The following is a 16,485-nucleotide window of genomic DNA, read 5'->3' on the forward strand; positions in this document are numbered from 1 at the left end:
CAGACTACGTAATGATACTTTTACAATATAGTATTTCTTCTATCTATTCAAACGCAGGATGATATTAGCTGTGAATCGCGGTTAATAATTAGGATAGATATATCGTGCTTTAAGTGTTCAATCTAAATTACAGCGAGGTGTAGCGAAGTATATGTCAAAACGTTTAGATGAAATTAAAAGCGAATTAGATCACCATCTTGGACAACGACTTATGTTAAAAGCAAATAGTGGAAGAAGAAAAACTGTGGAGCAATCAGGTGTACTAGCAGAAACATACCGTTCCGTTTTTGTTGTACAATTGGATCAACAAGAAGATGCGTTGCAACGTGTATCTTATAGTTATGCAGATGTTTTAACAGAGACAGTAGAGTTAACATTTTATGGAGACCCTCATAATGAGGTCATTTTATAATCCGTATATCATTACATATATTCCCATAAATGAAAAGCTATATTATTTTGCATACTAACTATACCGTAGCAAAATAAGGAGGGACTCTGCATTGAGTAGACGAAGAGGTGTCATGTCAAACCAATTTAAAGAAGAGCTAGCAAAAGAGCTTGGCTTTTATGATGTTGTTCAGAAAGAAGGATGGGGCGGAATTCGTGCGAAAGATGCTGGTAACATGGTGAAACGTGCTATAGAAATTGCAGAACAGCAATTAATGAAACGAAACCAGTAGTTGTAAGATACTTTCTATGCTACGGTAGCCGAGGAGACATTCCTCGGCTTTTTGTACTCTAAAAGGTGCCATCATTTTACATAAGTAGTTTCATTCTGAATGCTTTTCGTTATAATTAGGGAAGTGTCATCGTCTTACTATAAATTTATGGTAAAATAAACGATAAAAGATTGAGTACATAGAGTGGGTGAATAGATTGAAGCTACTAGTGAAAGCACCAGCAAAGATTAATCTGTCGTTAGATGTACTGGGAAAAAGACAAGACGGATATCATGAAGTGAAAATGATTATGACAACCATTGATTTAGCAGATCGTCTAGAACTAACGGAATTAGCAGAAGACCGTATTGAAATTTTATCCCATAATCGGTATGTCCCAGACGACCAACGAAATTTAGCTTATCAGGCAGCGAAATTATTAAAAGAGAAGTTTAATGTAAAAAAAGGTGTATCTATTACTATTGAAAAAACGATTCCAGTAGCAGCTGGATTAGCAGGTGGAAGTAGTGATGCAGCAGCGACATTACGTGGTCTTAATAAATTATGGAATTTAGGGCTTACAATTGATGAGTTAGCAGAGCTTGGCGCAGAAATTGGATCAGATGTATCGTTCTGTGTATACGGAGGCACAGCAATTGCCACTGGAAGAGGAGAGAAAATTGAGCATATAAAGACTCCGCCTTCTTGTTGGGTTATTTTAGCGAAACCACATATAGGTGTATCTACTGCTGATGTGTATGGAAATTTAAAGTTAAATCGAGTTACACATCCAAATGTAGATAAAATGGTTGATGTCATAAATTCTGGTGATTATAAAGGAATTTGTGATACTGTTGGTAACGTTTTAGAAGATGTAACATTTGGAATGCATCCTGAAGTTGCCCGTATTAAATCACAGATGAAGCGATTTGGAGCGGATGCTGTATTAATGAGTGGAAGTGGTCCAACTGTATTCGGACTTGTACACCATGATTCACGAATGCATCGCATTTATAACGGATTAAAAGGATTTTGTGAACAAGTCTATGCGGTACGTTTATTAGGAGAGCGAGAAACGCTTGAATAAAGACGTATAATACGTTATGATTTGTTTAGAATATTCGTGATTTGAGGTGAGAGTATGAAAATTAGAAGAAGTACAAGGTTAGTCGATATGACTTATTACTTGCTACAAAACCCTCGTCAGCTAGTATCTCTCACTTTTTTTGCTGAAAGGTATCAATCGGCTAAGTCTTCCATTAGTGAAGATTTAGTTATTATTAAGCAAACGTTTGAACAACAAGGGGTCGGCACATTGCAAACGATACCAGGAGCAGCAGGAGGAGTGAAATATATACCGTATATAAGTGAAGAAGAGGCAGATCTAATTATTGATGAGCTTTGTGGCTTATTTGAAAACCCAGATCGTATTTTGCCTGGCGGTTACTTATACATGACAGATTTATTGAGTAATCCTCGCCATATTAATGGCGCAGGTCGTTTGTTTGCTTCTGTTTTTGCTAGGCAACCAATTGATGCAGTTATGACGGTGGCAACGAAAGGGATTCCACTTGCTTATGCAGTGGCAAATTACTTAGATGTACCAGTTGTAATTGCAAGGAAAGATAATAAGGTAACAGAAGGTCCGACTGTTAGTATTAACTATGTGTCGGGTTCTTCTAAACGAATTCAAACAATGACGTTAGCAAAACGCAGTCTTCCAGAAGGGTCGAATGTTTTAATTATTGATGACTTCATGAAAGCTGGCGGAACAATTCAAGGTATGATGAGTATGTTAGAAGAGTTCAAGGCTAATGTTGTTGGTATTGGTGTATTAGTAGAATCCACAGATATTGAAGAACGACTAATTAATAATTTTGTATCATTAATTCGTCTATCGGAAGTTGATGTGAAAGAAAAAACGATTCAAGTGGAAAAAGGGAATTATTCTCTTGCGCCATTTGATGAAGGGCTTGTAGAGGCGGAATAAAAGATAGAGCAGATAGCTCTATCTTTTTTTATTTTATTTATAGATTATAAAATAGGTGGACAAACTGCCTTTCGTACACTATTTTTAAAGAGTAAAATAAATAATAAAAGGGTGAAAAGTATGAAAGTTGTTCAAACAAGCAAGGCACCACAAGCAATTGGACCTTATTCACAGGGGATTATTGTAAATAACATGTTCTATAGCTCAGGACAAATTCCATTGACGGCAAATGGGGAGCTTGTAACAGGAGATGTAACAGTACAAACAGAACAAGTATTTCAAAATTTACAAGCGGTATTAGAGGAAGCAGGTGCTTCATTTGATACAGTCGTAAAAACAACAGTATTTTTAAAGGACATGGATGATTTTAATGCTGTGAATGAAGTGTATAGCTCTTATTTCTCTACTCATAAACCAGCTCGATCTTGTGTGCAAGTAGCAAAATTACCGAAAGATGTTTCCGTTGAAATTGAAGTAATCGCCCTAGTTAAGTAACCTTTTGTAAGCGATAACCTCCACTAATCTCTATATTCAACTACTTTAAAAATTTTTAAAAAATTAAAGGGAAAATAGAAAATTTGTGGAATTTATACAAATATATCGCTTATTTAGAAAAGGGTGGTGAACACAAGATGGAAGTGACTGACGTAAGATTACGCCGCGTAAACACAGAAGGCCGCATGAGAGCAATTGCCTCTATTACTCTAGACCATGAATTTGTTGTTCATGATATTCGTGTAATTGATGGTAATAATGGATTATTTGTAGCAATGCCAAGTAAACGTACTCCAGATGGAGAGTTCCGTGACATTGCACATCCAATTAATTCTGGTACACGCTCTAAAATTCAAGATGCGGTTTTAACAGAGTATCATCGTTTAGGCGAGTTAGAAGAGGTTGAGTTTGAAGAAGCAGGTGCTTCGTAAAATTCGAATGAAAAGGGCTTTTGACAAAAAGCCTTATAATTTTGTAGCAAACTCCTGTAAGCATTTACAGGAGTTTGTTTTTTTTGCTTTATATTTGGAAACTGCATAATTTATTAACATAAAAAGAATAAACTACTAATTTTTTCAAAATCATTTTAAATAGTATAGCTTATTTCTTAAAAAAGATACTAAAGAGTAAAACATCTTATAAGAATTATGGTAAAATTTAATAGTTAAAATGTGTTTCTTGAAATATATGATGATTTAGGATAATATCTTTAATGGATAAATAGGTTGCGATGGAGGGTCTATATGTCAAACAGATTTGCAGTGATTCTAGCTGCAGGTAAAGGCACACGTATGAAGTCTAAGCTATACAAAGTGCTGCATCCTGTATGTGGAAAACCTATGGTACAACACGTAGTCGATCAAGTATCTCAATTAGGATTGCAGAAACTTGTAACGGTTGTTGGACATGGTGCTGAAATGGTACAAGAACAGCTAGGGAACGTAAGTGAATTTGCATTACAAGCAGAACAACTTGGTACAGCACATGCTGTAGATCAAGCTGCAAGTGTACTTGCAAATGAAGAAGGAACAACTTTAGTTATTTGTGGTGATACGCCTCTAATAACTGCTGAAACAATGGAAGCATTACTTCAGCAACATAAAGAAGCAGGAGCAATGGCGACGGTGCTAACAGCATACATAGAAGAGCCTGCTGGATATGGCCGTATTGTTCGTAATGAGAATGGTCATGTTGAAAAGATTGTTGAGCATAAAGATGCAAATGAGAAAGAATTAGCTATTAAAGAAATCAATACAGGTACGTATTGTTTTGATAATAAGGCTTTATTTGCTTCACTTTCTAAAGTTTCAAATGATAACGTGCAAGGTGAATATTACCTTCCAGATGTTATTGAGATTTTAAAAAATGAAGGTCATATCGTATCAGCTTATCAAACAGAGCAGTTCGACGAAACGTTAGGTGTTAACGACAGAGTCGCTCTATCGCAAGCGGAAATTATTATGAAAAACCGTATCAACCGAAAGAACATGGTAAACGGTGTTACAATTATTGATCCAAGTAACACTTATATTTCTGCTGATGCAGTTATCGGTAGTGATACAGTTCTTCATCCAGGAACAATTATTGAGGGGAACACTGTAATTGGCTCTGATTGTGAAATTGGACCGCATACAGTAATTCGCGATAGTGAAATTGGAGATCGTACGACAATTCGACAATCTACTGTACATGATAGTAAGCTTGGTACAGAAGTATCGGTTGGTCCATTTGCACATATTCGCCCAGATTCAGTTATTGGAGACGAAGTACGCGTTGGAAACTTCGTGGAAATCAAAAAAACTGTCTTTGGTAATAGAAGTAAAGCTTCACACTTGAGTTATATCGGGGATGCACAAGTTGGAGAAGACGTGAATCTTGGTTGTGGTTCAATTACGGTGAACTATGACGGTAAGAATAAATTCAAAACTGTGATTGGTAATGGGGTATTTATTGGATGTAATTCAAACCTTGTTGCTCCAGTAACAGTTGAAGATGGTGCTTATGTGGCAGCAGGCTCTACAATTACAGAGAATGTTCCATCAAAAGCATTATCGGTAGCACGTGCACGTCAAGTTAACAAAGAAGACTATGTTGATCAATTGCTGAATAAGAAAAAATCATAATGTGGAGGGTTAATCTAGATGTCGACTCAATATCTAAATTCTAATTTGAAAGTATTCTCTTTAAACTCTAATAAGGAACTTGCTGAGCAGATTGCAAAGCATATTGGAGTAGGGCTAGGAAAATGTTCTGTTGATCGTTTTAGTGATGGAGAAGTTCAAATTAACATTGAAGAAAGTATCCGTGGTTGCGATGTATTCATTATTCAATCTACAAGCTTCCCAGTAAACGAACATATCATGGAATTACTTATTATGATTGATGCATTAAAACGTGCATCTGCGAAAACAATTAATATTGTTATTCCTTACTATGGTTATGCGCGTCAAGACCGTAAAGCGCGTTCTCGTGAACCAATTACATCGAAACTTGTAGCAAACTTGCTTGAAACAGCAGGTGCAACTCGTGTAATCACTCTAGATTTACATGCTCCACAAATTCAAGGGTTCTTTGATATCCCAATCGACCACTTAATGGGTGTACCGATTCTTTCAGATTACTTTGAAACAAAAGGTCTTAAAGATATCGTAATCGTGTCTCCTGACCATGGTGGTGTAACTCGTGCAAGAAAAATGGCAGATCGTCTAAAAGCGCCAATCGCTATTATTGATAAGCGTCGTCCTCGCCCGAATGTATCAGAGGTAATGAACATTATCGGTAATATTGAAGGTAAAACAGCGATTTTAATTGATGACATCATTGATACAGCTGGTACAATTACATTAGCAGCAAACGCTCTTGTTGAGAACGGTGCTTCTGAAGTATATGCTTGCTGTACACACCCAGTATTATCTGGTCCAGCAATTGAGCGTATTCAAAATTCAAATATTAAAGAGTTAGTTGTAACGAACTCTATCGTATTACCAGAAGAGAAGAAAATCGACAAAGTACATGAACTTTCAGTTGCTCCATTAATCGGAGAAGCAATCATTCGTGTATACGAAGAAGAATCTGTGAGTGTATTATTCAATTAATTGGATAGAATGAGACGTAACCAAAATTGGTTACGTCTTTTCGTATCGAAAAAAGAAAGTAGTGGTACAAGAATGAAATTGATAGTAGGACTTGGGAACCCAGGTAGAGAATATGAATTAACAAGGCATAATATTGGATTTATGGCCATTGATGAACTTGCGAAGCGTTGGAACATTTCTTTGAATGAACAAAAATTTAAAGGTGTATTTGGTGCAGGGTTTGTTAATGGAGAAAAGGTAATCTTATTAAAGCCGCTAACATACATGAACTTATCTGGGGAAAGTATTCGTCCACTCATGGATTATTATAAAATTGATGTTGAGGACTTCGTTGTTATGTACGACGATTTGGACATTCCTGTAGGTAAATTGCGTCTTCGCATGAAAGGTAGTGCTGGTGGACATAATGGTGTAAAGTCAACGATTTCGCACCTAGGAACACAAGAATTTCAACGTATCCGTATGGGAATCGATCGCCCGAAAAATGGAATGAAGGTAGTCGATTATGTATTAGGACGCTTTACATCTGAAGAGATTCCGGATGTTAACCATTCTATTGAAAAAGCAGCGGATGCATGTGAAGAGTGGCTAAATAAGCCTTTTCTCCAAATCATGAATACTTTCAATAGTTAAAAATGAGATTGGGAATATTTCTCTTTTGTTTTACCCATACTAGTAGTAATTGAATTTTTAGGAGGCTAGTATGGAAGGGTATTATTATTGCAGACACTGCGGAGGTAATGTAGGCTCCATTAACGCAGAAAAAGTATATAGCGACGTTTTATTTCAACTAACAGAGCAAGAAGTAGTAGAAATGATTCATTTTCATGAGAATGGAAATATATATATAAAAACGATTTGTGAATCGTGTCAAGAAACGCTCGCATCTTATCCTGAGTATTATGAGTATGAAAAATTTCTGCAATAAAATGTTGTCGCTTTGGCATGTCCAAAGCATTTTTCTGTTTTCCTTTTCCGAAATATTTGCATAAAATAGAATGACTTGCTCTTTATGTTGAGAGGAGTTTTAAAAATGATAGGTTTATTAGAGCAATTTTATAAAAATGAAGAGATACAATCGGTTATTAATGGATTAGAAGATGGGTTAAAAGAACAACTTATATCAGGGATGGCAACGTCTTCTCGTTCATTATTAATGGCGGCTTTATATAAAAAAACAAAAAAATCACAATTAATCGTGACGCATAACTTATACCAAGCACAAAAAGTACATGAAGATTTAGTGGCGTTACTTGGTGAAAAAGATGTGTGGTTATATCCAGTGAATGAACTGATAGCATCGGAAATTGGAGTTGCAAGTCCAGAATTGAAGGCGCAACGTATAGAAGTGTTAAATCGCTTGGCTGCGGGAGAGAATGGAATCATTGTAGCGCCAGTGGCAGGATTGCGTAGATTTTTACCAATAAAAGAATTGTGGAAGCAAAAGCAAGTTGAAATCAATCTAGGGCAAGAGATTGATTTAGATGCGCTCTTGCATACTTTACATCATATTGGCTATGAACGTAAGTCGATGGTAGAAGCTCCAGGGGAGTTCAGTTTGCGTGGGGGAATATTAGATATTTATCCTTTAACTGAAGAACTACCATTTCGTATTGAATTCTTTGATACAGAAGTCGATTCTATTCGATTATTTGATGTGGATGAACAGCGTTCTCAAGGTAAAAAAGAAAGCGTTAGGTTTGGTCCAGCAACAGAGTTTTTATTTTCACAGGAAGAATTAAAATCAGGAATTCAGCATCTTGAAGAAGGTTTGACTAAGACGATGCAAAAACTTTCTGATGATAAACTAAAGACTACAGTGCTTGAGACGGTAAGTCATGAAATTGAGATGTTGAAAAACGGGCAAAGTATAGAACAGATGTTTAAATACTTATCTATTTTCTATAAAGAACCTGCTAGTCTGATAGATTATTTACCAGAAGACGGTGTTGTAATTTTAGACGAGATTTCCCGTATTCAAGAAACAGCATCGCATCTTGAAACAGAAGAGGCGGAATGGTATATATCACTTCTTGGTGAAGGAACAATTATTCAAGATTTATCTTTCTCTCACCCATTCGAGGGGTTTCTTCATCATAAAAAAAGAAGTTTTGTATATTTAACGTTATTCTTGCGTCATATCGCACACACACATCCGCAAAATATTGTTAATGTAACATGTAAAACAATGCAAGATTTCCATGGACAGATGAATTTGTTAAAAACAGAAATTGATAGATGGAATGAAGGGCATTTTACGACTGTTGTACTTGGAACAGATGATGAACGTGTGAAAAAATTACAACATATTTTAAGTGATTATGATATTGAGGCAGATATTGTAGAAGGTACAGATATTTTATTGCCTGGAAGGTTACAAATTGCTGTAGGTGATTTACATGCAGGTTTTGAAATGCCGATGCAAAAGCTTGTTGTCATTACTGAAAAGGAGCTTTTTCATAAGAAAGTTAAAAAATCACAACGTAAACAAAAGTTATCGAATGCTGAACGTATTAAAAGTTATTCGGAATTAAAAGTTGGAGATTATGTAGTTCATGTAAATCATGGTATAGGTAAATTTTTAGGTATTGAGACATTAGAGATTAATGGTGTTCATAAAGATTATTTAAATATTAAATATCAAGGTAATGATAAGCTATACGTTCCAATTGAACAAATTGATCAAGTTCAAAAATATGTAGGATCTGAAGGTAAGGATCCGAAAGTTTATAAATTAGGTGGTAATGATTGGAAGAAGGTTAAAACGAAAGTTGAAAAATCTGTACAAGACATTGCGGATGACCTAATTAAACTATATGCTGAGCGCGAAGCTTCAAAAGGCTATGCATATACGCCAGATACGGCAGAACAACAAGAGTTCGAATCATCTTTCCCGTATCAAGAGACAGAGGATCAGTTACGTTCTATTGACGAGATTAAAAAAGATATGGAACGCGGACGCCCAATGGATAGGCTCCTTTGTGGTGACGTAGGATATGGAAAGACTGAAGTGGCTATTCGTGCGGCATTTAAAGCAATTATGGATGAAAAACAAGTTGCAATTTTAGTACCGACAACGATTCTTGCGCAGCAACACTATGAAACAATTCGAGAGCGTTTTCAAGATTATCCGATCAATATAGGCTTATTAAGTAGATTCCGTACGAGAAAACAACAAAATGAAACAATTAAGGGCTTAAAGGATGGAACAGTAGATATTGTAATCGGAACACATCGTATTTTATCTAAAGATGTTACGTATAAAGATTTAGGGCTTCTTATTATTGATGAAGAACAAAGATTTGGTGTAACACATAAAGAAAAAATTAAACAATTGAAGGCGAATGTTGACGTATTAACATTAACGGCAACTCCGATTCCGCGGACGCTTCATATGTCTATGCTTGGTGTGCGCGACTTATCTGTTATTGAGACACCACCAGAAAATCGTTTCCCAGTCCAAACGTATGTAGTAGAGTATAATCCAGCATTAATACGAGAGGCGATAGAGCGAGAGCTTGCAAGAGGTGGTCAAGTTTACTTCCTATATAACCGTGTAGAGGATATTGAAAGAAAAGCGGATGAAATTTCGATGTTAGTTCCAGATGCCCGCGTAACGTACGCACATGGGAAAATGAACGAAAGCGAATTAGAGTCTGTTATGCTATCATTTTTAGAAGGACAGCATGATGTTCTTGTAAGTACAACAATTATTGAGACGGGTGTAGATATTCCGAATGTAAATACGTTAATTGTATTTGATGCAGATCGTATGGGATTATCACAGTTGTATCAGCTTCGTGGGCGTGTTGGACGTTCTAATCGTGTTGCATATGCATACTTTGCATATAAACGTGACAAAGTGCTGTCAGAGGTTGCAGAGAAGCGTCTACAAGCAATTAAAGAGTTCACGGAACTTGGATCTGGTTTCAAAATTGCTATGAGAGATTTATCTATTCGTGGAGCAGGTAATTTGTTAGGGGCAGAACAGCATGGATTTATTGATTCTGTCGGATTTGATTTATATTCTCAAATGTTAAAAGATGCAATTGAACAGCGTAGAGGAACAGATGGGGCTGAAAATATAGTTAATGTTGAAATTGACTTAGAGGTAGATGCATATCTACCAGATGCTTATATTTCAGATAGTAAGCAAAAAATTATGATGTATAAACAATTTAGAGGTGTTTCTGCAATTGAGGATATTGAAGAATTGCAGGAAGAAATGATCGATAGATTTGGCGATTATCCACAAGAAGTTGGTTATTTATTACAAATTGCAAATATTAAAGTGTTGGCAATGAAAGAACAAATTGAATTAATTAAGCAGAATAAATTTGAAGTAACATTCCTGTTTTCTGAACAAGCAAGCCAAAATATTGATGGTGGAAAATTATTCATGCTCGGAAATAGTTTTGGACGTATGATCGGTTTAGGAATGGAAGGATCACAATTGAAAATTGTTATGAAAACAAATGGCTTAGAGACATCGAAGTGGTTAACAATTGCTGAAAATTTATTAAAAGGCTTACCAGACGTAAAAAAAGAAGTAATAAATGCCTAAAATAAGATAAAAAAATACAATTCGACGTGCATAGAAGAACTAATGTGTAAAATACTATGTCTAACAGTTGGTGATTTTTACATGAACAGGTAAATTCACCACTTTGATCATCAGTAGAAAGTGAGGCAGCATTAGAATGAAAGCAACTGGAATCGTACGTCGAATTGATGATTTAGGCAGGGTAGTAATCCCGAAGGAAATTCGTAGAACCTTACGTATTCGAGAAGGAGACCCACTAGAAATATTTGTTGATCGCGATGGAGAGGTAATTTTAAAGAAGTATTCTCCAATTAGTGAGCTAGGTGATTTTGCAAAAGAATATGCTGATGCTTTATATGACAGCTTAGGACATAATGTGCTTGTGTGTGATCGAGATTCTATCATCGCAGTATCAGGCGTATCGAAAAAAGAATACTTAAATAAAAGTGTTGGCGATCTAATTGAAAAAACGATGGAAGAACGAAAGTCTGTTATTATGACGGATGAAAGTGATATTTCCATTATTGATGGTGTAACAGAAAAGGTTCATTCTTATACAGTTGGACCGATTGTTGCAAACGGAGATCCGATTGGAGCCGTCATTATTTTCTCAAAAGAAGCCATTATAAGCGAGATCGAGCATAAAGCGGTTAATACTGCTGCCAGTTTCTTAGCGAAACAAATGGAACAGTAAGGGTATATTGATTTTAGAAGTAGCAATCTTTCCTAATTATGATCTTTCTTTTTGAGAAATCAATTATTTGGAGATATATGTATATTGAATGAAGGTAGCACTTTGCTACCTTTTTTCGTTGAATATTTTTAACATGTAGGAACTCATTATTACCCGTGTTGGTAAGGGAGTTTGTTCTTTTCTTTATGATATAATACGAGAGGTGAGAATAGAAAAAGGAGTTTTCTTGTATGGAAGCGAAGAAGTATCAAGCCTTTTGGCGTGGGGCTATTATATTAACGATTGCAAGTTTTGTTACAAAAGTATTAAGCGCTTTTTACCGTATTCCATATCAAAATATAGCGGGGGATATTGGGTTTTATATTTACCAACAAATTTACCCGTTTTATGGATTTTGTTTAATTTTAGCTACTTATGGATTTCCTGTTATCATTTCGAAAATGGTTGCAGAACGACTAGAGCGGGGAAAACAAAAAGAAGCAGAAGAAATTATTTGTGTATCTTTTTGGTTCTTATTAGGAATTGGTTTTATAGGCTTCTTTACATTGTTTTTTGGGGCCGAAACAATTGCGGCAGCTATGGGCGATATACACTTAGATAAGTTACTACGTGTTATTTCATTTTCATTCTTATTGATGCCATTTTTGTCTGTAGCAAGAGGGTATTTTCAAGGATTTAATAATATGATGCCAACGGCTGTTTCGCAAGTAATAGAACAAACAATTCGAGTTTCTATTATTGTGTTTTTATCGCTATTCCTAATTGCTCACGGATTTGATTTATATACAGTTGGTGCAGGGGCTATGTTAGGCTCAATTGCGGGTGGACTTATTGGGATTATTGTACTTATATTGTATATGCGTCAAGATTTTCGTTCTATATTCTTCAAAAGTGCAGCGAGAATTAAGGGTAAAAGGAAGATAGTTAAAATCCTTTTTTGGCAGGGGTTAGCGATTTGTGTTAGTAATTTAGTGCTTATTTTTATACAGATGGCTGATTCAGTGTCCTTTTACAGCTTACTTATTGGTGCGGGAGAACAGGCTGAAAATGCAAAGGTATTAAAGGGTGTTTATGATAGAAGTATTCCGCTAATGCAATTAGGTACTGTTGTGACGACTTCTTTCTCGTTGTCACTTATTCCGATTATTACAGCGGCGAAGGAAAGAGGAGATCTTTCCTTTATTCAAGAAAAGGTAAAGTTAGCAATGAAAATAACATTTGTTATTGGACTTGCAGCAGCTATTGGACTAACTTGTATTATTCAACCTACCAATATTATGTTGTTTGAAAACAGTGATGGATCAGATGTTTTATCTATTTTATCGTTATCTATTTTATTTAGTTCATTGTCAATTACGACAGCTTCTATTTTACAAGGATTAGGGCAAACGTTTAAGCCAGCATTATTTGTTGTATTTGGAGGTTGCTTAAAGTTAGCGTTAAATTATATATTCATGCCTTATTTTGGTGTGAAAGGTGCAGCTTTTGCGACTTTATGTGCGTTAATTATAATCTCTGGATTAAATAGTTTGTTGCTTACGAGAGCTGTATCAGGGTCACTTATCAATAAGCGAAATATGTTAGGGATAGTAATTAGTGGTATTTGTATGGGATTTGTATTAATGGTGTTCACACGTGTGTTACAGATGTCTGGATTAGTAATTAATACGGAACATAGAGGAAGCGCGACGCTTGAAGCGTTGTTAGGTGTAGCCATCGGCGGATTGACATATATGTTTTTTATTTTGAAATTACGTGTATTTACAAAAAAAGAATTAGGAACCGTTATGAAACAAGAGAAAAAAGAAGGTTCATTGAAGAAGAGTGGATAGAGGTGACTGGTTGTGAGTGGAATCATTACTATTTTAGGTTTAGGAGCTGGTGAATTAGATCAGCTAACGATGGGTGTATATCGAAAAATAAAAGAAGCAGACCATCTGTTTGTTAGAACGAAAGAACATCCAGTTATAGAAGAATTGGAGAAAGAAGGCGTACAATATACGTCTTTTGATGCTGTATATGAAGCACATGATACGTTTGAAATTGTATATGAAACAATTGCGAATAAATTGCTAAAACAAGCTGAAGGTACAGAAATTATCTATGCTGTTCCCGGGCATCCACTTGTAGCAGAAAGAACAGTTCAGCTGCTGTTAGAAAAAGGAGAAGTTTCAAATGTTGAAGTGCGAATTGAGGGTGGACAAAGTTTCCTTGATCCTATGTTTGCAAGTCTAAAGATTGATCCGATTGAAGGATTCCAATTACTTGATGCTACATCATTTGAAAGAGGGCAATTAGAACTGCGTCAACATTTAATCTTTTGCCAAGTATATGATGCATTCGTTGCATCTGATGTGAAATTAACATTAATGGAGATGTTACCAGATGATTATGAAGTGTATATCGTAACAGCTGCAGGAACTTCATTTGAACAAGTAAAGAAGGTACCGTTGTACATGTTAGATCATGAAACGGAATTGAATAATTTAACGAGTGTGTACGTGCCGCCAGTTCAGGAGCGTGCGTCCTTGTATCAACAGTTTGATGTTCTTAGAGAAATTATTGCGGAACTTCGTGGTCCAAATGGTTGTCCGTGGGATAAAAAGCAAACACATCAATCATTAAAGAAATATTTAATTGAGGAAGCTTATGAAGTGTTGGAAGCAATCGATGAAGAGGATGATGATCACTTAGTAGAAGAATTAGGAGATATATTATTACAAGTTATGCTTCATGCTCAAATCGGAGAAGATGAAGGTTGGTTCTCTATAGATGATATCATTCGAACTCTATCTGAGAAAATGGTTCGTCGCCATCCGCATGTGTTTGGAAATACGGATGTAAACAGCGCTGATGAAGTGATTGCAAATTGGGAAGAAATTAAAAAACAAGAAAAAGGATTCGTGAAAGAATCTGTTTTAAATGGCGTTCCCAAAAGTTTGCCACAGTTACTACGCGCCTATGAAATTCAGAAGAAAGCTGGTAAGGTTGGATTTGATTGGGTTGATGTGCAACCGATGATAGAGAAAGCTTTGGAAGAATGGCAAGAGTTCCAACAAGAGGTTACAAATATGGATGAGGAAAAGATGCTGGGTGAGTTTGGTGATTTACTATTTGCATTTGTTAATATAGCTCGTCATTACAAAATAGATCCAGAAGAGGCGTTACGTTCAACTAATGAGAAATTTACTGGTCGTTTTTTATACATGGAGGCAAAAGTAGCTGAAATGAATAAAGAGATGAAAGATTTATCATTAGAACAGTTAGATGTTTTATGGGAAGAAGCGAAACAAACAGAGCGTTAATAGGGGGATTTGATATGCGTCTAGATAAGTTTTTAAAAGTATCACGTTTAATTAAAAGAAGAACATTAGCGAAAGAAGTAGCTGATCAAGGAAGAATATCTATTAATGGTCAAGTGGCAAAAGCGAGTTCTGATGTGAAAGTAGCTGATGAATTAACAATTCGTTTTGGTCAAAAAATAGTGACTGTGAAAATAAATGAATTAAAAGAAACAACTAAAAAAGAAGATGCAGCAAATATGTATAGCTTAGTTCGTGAAGAAAAAGTAAAAGCGGAAGAAGGCTTGTTCTAAAATCATTTATCCCCTCATACATTACTATTAGCTAGTAAAAACCTATGGGGGGATTTACGTGAATAATGGTTACTCACCTACGTCTTCTAATCAACAAAATGTTTCTGTAGAGCATGACATTATTATGCGTGGCAGGCGTATAATTGATATTACCGGTGTGAAGCAGGTAGAGAGTTTTGATAGCGAAGAGTTTTTACTAGAGACCGTAATGGGTTTTTTAACGATTCGTGGTCAAAATTTACAAATGAAAAATTTAGATGTGGAAAAAGGTATTGTGTCGATTAAAGGGAAAGTTAATGAGATGCTGTATATTGATGAAAATCAAGGGGAAAAAACTAAAGGTTTCTTTAGTAAGTTGTTTAAATGAGCTTAACAATTCAGTTGTATACAATGCTTTCAATGATTGGAATGGGTGCTTGGATTGGAGCGTCTTTAGATACATATCAACGTTTTTTAAAGCGCCAAGAACGTAAACGTTGGCTTGTATTTATACATGATATATTATTTTGGATTGTCCAAGCATTATTCGTCTTTTATGTATTGCTTCTCGTAAATGAAGCTGAGCTACGTATATATGTGTTTTTGGCATTATTATGTGGTTTTGCGGCATATCAAAGCTTATTGAAGGCACTATACATGAAGCTGTTAAATTTTCTCATCTATATTTTTATGCAAACAACATATTTTTTTGTTCGAATTATACAGCTACTCATGATAAAACCTGTTATTATTATAGCGCAGCTATTTATTGCATTTATATTATTCTTATTTCGTATACTGCTTTCAATTGGACATGTGTTATGGAAAATGGTGATTTGGATATTACTTTTCATATGGAAAGTTTTTTTCTGGCCTGTTCGATTTATTGCTTCGCTCATATGGAAACTTCTCCCTAATCGTGTTAAACTTTTTATAGTGAAACATATAGGGTTCCTGCAATATATAGCAAAATTGAAGGGACATATCTTCCAACTATGGGAGCATATAAAAAAGAAGTTAGGGGGACCTCGGAAATGAGGGAACTGAGACAAAGAACAATCGAAAAACAGAGTCCAAATCCTGTTAAAGAGCATATAATACAAACGGATGAGAACAGGAAGCGACTTTATCGCCGTTTAGCGGTTTTTCTTGTCTTTACTTTTACAATTATTGCGAGTATTAGTGTAACGTTTTATCAACAAAACAGTTCCATTAAAGCAAAAGAAGCAAAAGTTAAGGACATGAAAAAAGAACTGGATTCATTAACGAATAAAGAAAAAAGTCTAAAAGACGAAGTTCAAAAGTTAAATGATGAAGAGTACGTATTAAAGATTGCTAGAAGGGATTATTTCTTCTCTGGTAAAGGGGAGATAATTTTTCCTGTTTCTAAGTAGAGTATGTCTTATTGACACTATATTTTAGGATTATATAT

General features: G+C 35.5%; 18 protein-coding genes. All 18 read left to right on the forward strand.

Going from position 1 to position 16,485, the window contains the following annotated elements:
- Nucleotides 1-151 precede the first annotated feature (151 nt).
- The 18 genes from NST90_RS00250 to divIC all read left to right on the forward strand — a co-directional run bounded on the left by NST90_RS00250 (nucleotide 152) and on the right by divIC (nucleotide 16,447).
- A complete protein-coding gene (locus tag NST90_RS00250; RefSeq protein WP_000044347.1) occupies nucleotides 152-412 on the forward strand; it encodes a Veg family protein in 261 nt (86 codons plus the stop codon).
- A 112-nt stretch (nucleotides 413-524) separates the two neighbouring features.
- Nucleotides 525-683 (forward strand): small, acid-soluble spore protein, alpha/beta type, encoded by a 159-nt coding sequence (locus tag NST90_RS00255; RefSeq protein WP_000070633.1) that lies wholly within the window; start codon nucleotides 525-527, stop codon nucleotides 681-683.
- Nucleotides 684-879: 196 nt separating this feature from the next.
- On the forward strand, nucleotides 880-1,749 hold the full coding sequence (gene ispE, locus NST90_RS00260) for a 4-(cytidine 5'-diphospho)-2-C-methyl-D-erythritol kinase (protein ID WP_000772104.1): 870 nt from the start codon (nucleotides 880-882) through the stop codon (nucleotides 1,747-1,749).
- Between the two features lie 54 nt (nucleotides 1,750-1,803).
- The gene (gene purR, locus NST90_RS00265) at nucleotides 1,804-2,652 is read left to right on the forward strand and encodes a pur operon repressor (protein WP_000702466.1); all 849 of its coding nucleotides are present in this window, start codon (nucleotides 1,804-1,806) and stop codon (nucleotides 2,650-2,652) included.
- A 120-nt stretch (nucleotides 2,653-2,772) separates the two neighbouring features.
- Nucleotides 2,773-3,147, forward strand: a complete 375-nt coding sequence (locus NST90_RS00270; protein ID WP_000869815.1) for a RidA family protein — start codon at nucleotides 2,773-2,775, stop codon at nucleotides 3,145-3,147.
- 137 nt (nucleotides 3,148-3,284) lie between these two features.
- Complete coding sequence (spoVG, locus tag NST90_RS00275) at nucleotides 3,285-3,578, forward strand: septation regulator SpoVG (RefSeq protein ID WP_000454041.1); 294 nt, start codon at nucleotides 3,285-3,287, stop codon at nucleotides 3,576-3,578.
- A 312-nt stretch (nucleotides 3,579-3,890) separates the two neighbouring features.
- Nucleotides 3,891-5,270 carry a bifunctional UDP-N-acetylglucosamine diphosphorylase/glucosamine-1-phosphate N-acetyltransferase GlmU gene (gene glmU / locus NST90_RS00280; protein ID WP_000071041.1) on the forward strand — a complete coding sequence of 460 codons (1,380 nt, stop codon included), beginning with the start codon at nucleotides 3,891-3,893 and terminating at the stop codon, nucleotides 5,268-5,270.
- Nucleotides 5,271-5,288: 18 nt separating this feature from the next.
- The gene (locus NST90_RS00285) at nucleotides 5,289-6,242 is read left to right on the forward strand and encodes a ribose-phosphate diphosphokinase (RefSeq protein ID WP_000107420.1); all 954 of its coding nucleotides are present in this window, start codon (nucleotides 5,289-5,291) and stop codon (nucleotides 6,240-6,242) included.
- A 72-nt stretch (nucleotides 6,243-6,314) separates the two neighbouring features.
- A complete protein-coding gene (gene pth / locus NST90_RS00290) occupies nucleotides 6,315-6,875 on the forward strand; it encodes an aminoacyl-tRNA hydrolase (protein WP_000767702.1) in 561 nt (186 codons plus the stop codon).
- 70 nt (nucleotides 6,876-6,945) lie between these two features.
- A complete protein-coding gene (locus tag NST90_RS00295) occupies nucleotides 6,946-7,170 on the forward strand; it encodes an anti-sigma-F factor Fin family protein (protein WP_000399438.1) in 225 nt (74 codons plus the stop codon).
- Nucleotides 7,171-7,275: 105 nt separating this feature from the next.
- On the forward strand, nucleotides 7,276-10,806 hold the full coding sequence (gene mfd, locus NST90_RS00300; protein ID WP_000579686.1) for a transcription-repair coupling factor: 3,531 nt from the start codon (nucleotides 7,276-7,278) through the stop codon (nucleotides 10,804-10,806).
- Nucleotides 10,807-10,942: 136 nt separating this feature from the next.
- Nucleotides 10,943-11,479 carry a stage V sporulation protein T gene (gene spoVT / locus NST90_RS00305; RefSeq protein ID WP_000648302.1) on the forward strand — a complete coding sequence of 179 codons (537 nt, stop codon included), beginning with the start codon at nucleotides 10,943-10,945 and terminating at the stop codon, nucleotides 11,477-11,479.
- A 230-nt stretch (nucleotides 11,480-11,709) separates the two neighbouring features.
- Nucleotides 11,710-13,311, forward strand: a complete 1,602-nt coding sequence (locus NST90_RS00310; protein WP_000387579.1) for an oligosaccharide flippase family protein — start codon at nucleotides 11,710-11,712, stop codon at nucleotides 13,309-13,311.
- Nucleotides 13,312-13,323: 12 nt separating this feature from the next.
- Nucleotides 13,324-14,784, forward strand: coding sequence for a nucleoside triphosphate pyrophosphohydrolase (gene mazG, locus NST90_RS00315; RefSeq protein ID WP_025710359.1), 1,461 nt, complete (start codon nucleotides 13,324-13,326; stop codon nucleotides 14,782-14,784).
- A gap of 14 nt (nucleotides 14,785-14,798) precedes the next feature.
- A complete protein-coding gene (locus NST90_RS00320; protein ID WP_001234876.1) occupies nucleotides 14,799-15,074 on the forward strand; it encodes an RNA-binding S4 domain-containing protein in 276 nt (91 codons plus the stop codon).
- A gap of 58 nt (nucleotides 15,075-15,132) precedes the next feature.
- Nucleotides 15,133-15,441 carry a sporulation protein YabP gene (yabP, locus tag NST90_RS00325; protein WP_001059104.1) on the forward strand — a complete coding sequence of 103 codons (309 nt, stop codon included), beginning with the start codon at nucleotides 15,133-15,135 and terminating at the stop codon, nucleotides 15,439-15,441.
- Nucleotides 15,438-16,091 (forward strand): spore cortex biosynthesis protein YabQ, encoded by a 654-nt coding sequence (gene yabQ / locus NST90_RS00330; RefSeq protein WP_000059772.1) that lies wholly within the window; start codon nucleotides 15,438-15,440, stop codon nucleotides 16,089-16,091. The genes yabP and yabQ overlap by 4 nt, the downstream gene beginning before the upstream one ends.
- Complete coding sequence (gene divIC, locus NST90_RS00335; RefSeq protein WP_001208739.1) at nucleotides 16,088-16,447, forward strand: cell division protein DivIC; 360 nt, start codon at nucleotides 16,088-16,090, stop codon at nucleotides 16,445-16,447. Before yabQ ends, divIC begins: the two co-directional genes overlap by 4 nt.
- Nucleotides 16,448-16,485 lie beyond the last annotated feature (38 nt).

This window comes from Bacillus sp. FSL E2-8900 (assembly GCF_037966225.1).
GTDB lineage: Bacteria > Bacillota > Bacilli > Bacillales > Bacillaceae_G > Bacillus_A > Bacillus_A cereus.

Excerpts from the sequence above, each read along its gene's own strand:
- NST90_RS00250 (WP_000044347.1), top strand. The coding sequence starts at position 152 with ATGTCAAAACGTTTAGATGAAATTAAAAGCGAATTAGATCACCATCTT.
- NST90_RS00255 (WP_000070633.1), top strand. The coding sequence starts at position 525 with ATGTCAAACCAATTTAAAGAAGAGCTAGCAAAAGAGCTTGGCTTTTAT.
- purR (WP_000702466.1), top strand. The coding sequence starts at position 1,804 with ATGAAAATTAGAAGAAGTACAAGGTTAGTCGATATGACTTATTACTTG.
- NST90_RS00270 (WP_000869815.1), top strand. The coding sequence starts at position 2,773 with ATGAAAGTTGTTCAAACAAGCAAGGCACCACAAGCAATTGGACCTTAT.
- spoVG (WP_000454041.1), top strand. The coding sequence starts at position 3,285 with ATGGAAGTGACTGACGTAAGATTACGCCGCGTAAACACAGAAGGCCGC.
- glmU (WP_000071041.1), top strand. The coding sequence starts at position 3,891 with ATGTCAAACAGATTTGCAGTGATTCTAGCTGCAGGTAAAGGCACACGT.
- NST90_RS00285 (WP_000107420.1), top strand. The coding sequence starts at position 5,289 with ATGTCGACTCAATATCTAAATTCTAATTTGAAAGTATTCTCTTTAAAC.
- pth (WP_000767702.1), top strand. The coding sequence starts at position 6,315 with ATGAAATTGATAGTAGGACTTGGGAACCCAGGTAGAGAATATGAATTA.
- NST90_RS00295 (WP_000399438.1), top strand. The coding sequence starts at position 6,946 with ATGGAAGGGTATTATTATTGCAGACACTGCGGAGGTAATGTAGGCTCC.
- mfd (WP_000579686.1), top strand. The coding sequence starts at position 7,276 with ATGATAGGTTTATTAGAGCAATTTTATAAAAATGAAGAGATACAATCG.
- spoVT (WP_000648302.1), top strand. The coding sequence starts at position 10,943 with ATGAAAGCAACTGGAATCGTACGTCGAATTGATGATTTAGGCAGGGTA.
- NST90_RS00310 (WP_000387579.1), top strand. The coding sequence starts at position 11,710 with ATGGAAGCGAAGAAGTATCAAGCCTTTTGGCGTGGGGCTATTATATTA.
- NST90_RS00320 (WP_001234876.1), top strand. The coding sequence starts at position 14,799 with ATGCGTCTAGATAAGTTTTTAAAAGTATCACGTTTAATTAAAAGAAGA.
- yabQ (WP_000059772.1), top strand. The coding sequence starts at position 15,438 with ATGAGCTTAACAATTCAGTTGTATACAATGCTTTCAATGATTGGAATG.
- divIC (WP_001208739.1), top strand. The coding sequence starts at position 16,088 with ATGAGGGAACTGAGACAAAGAACAATCGAAAAACAGAGTCCAAATCCT.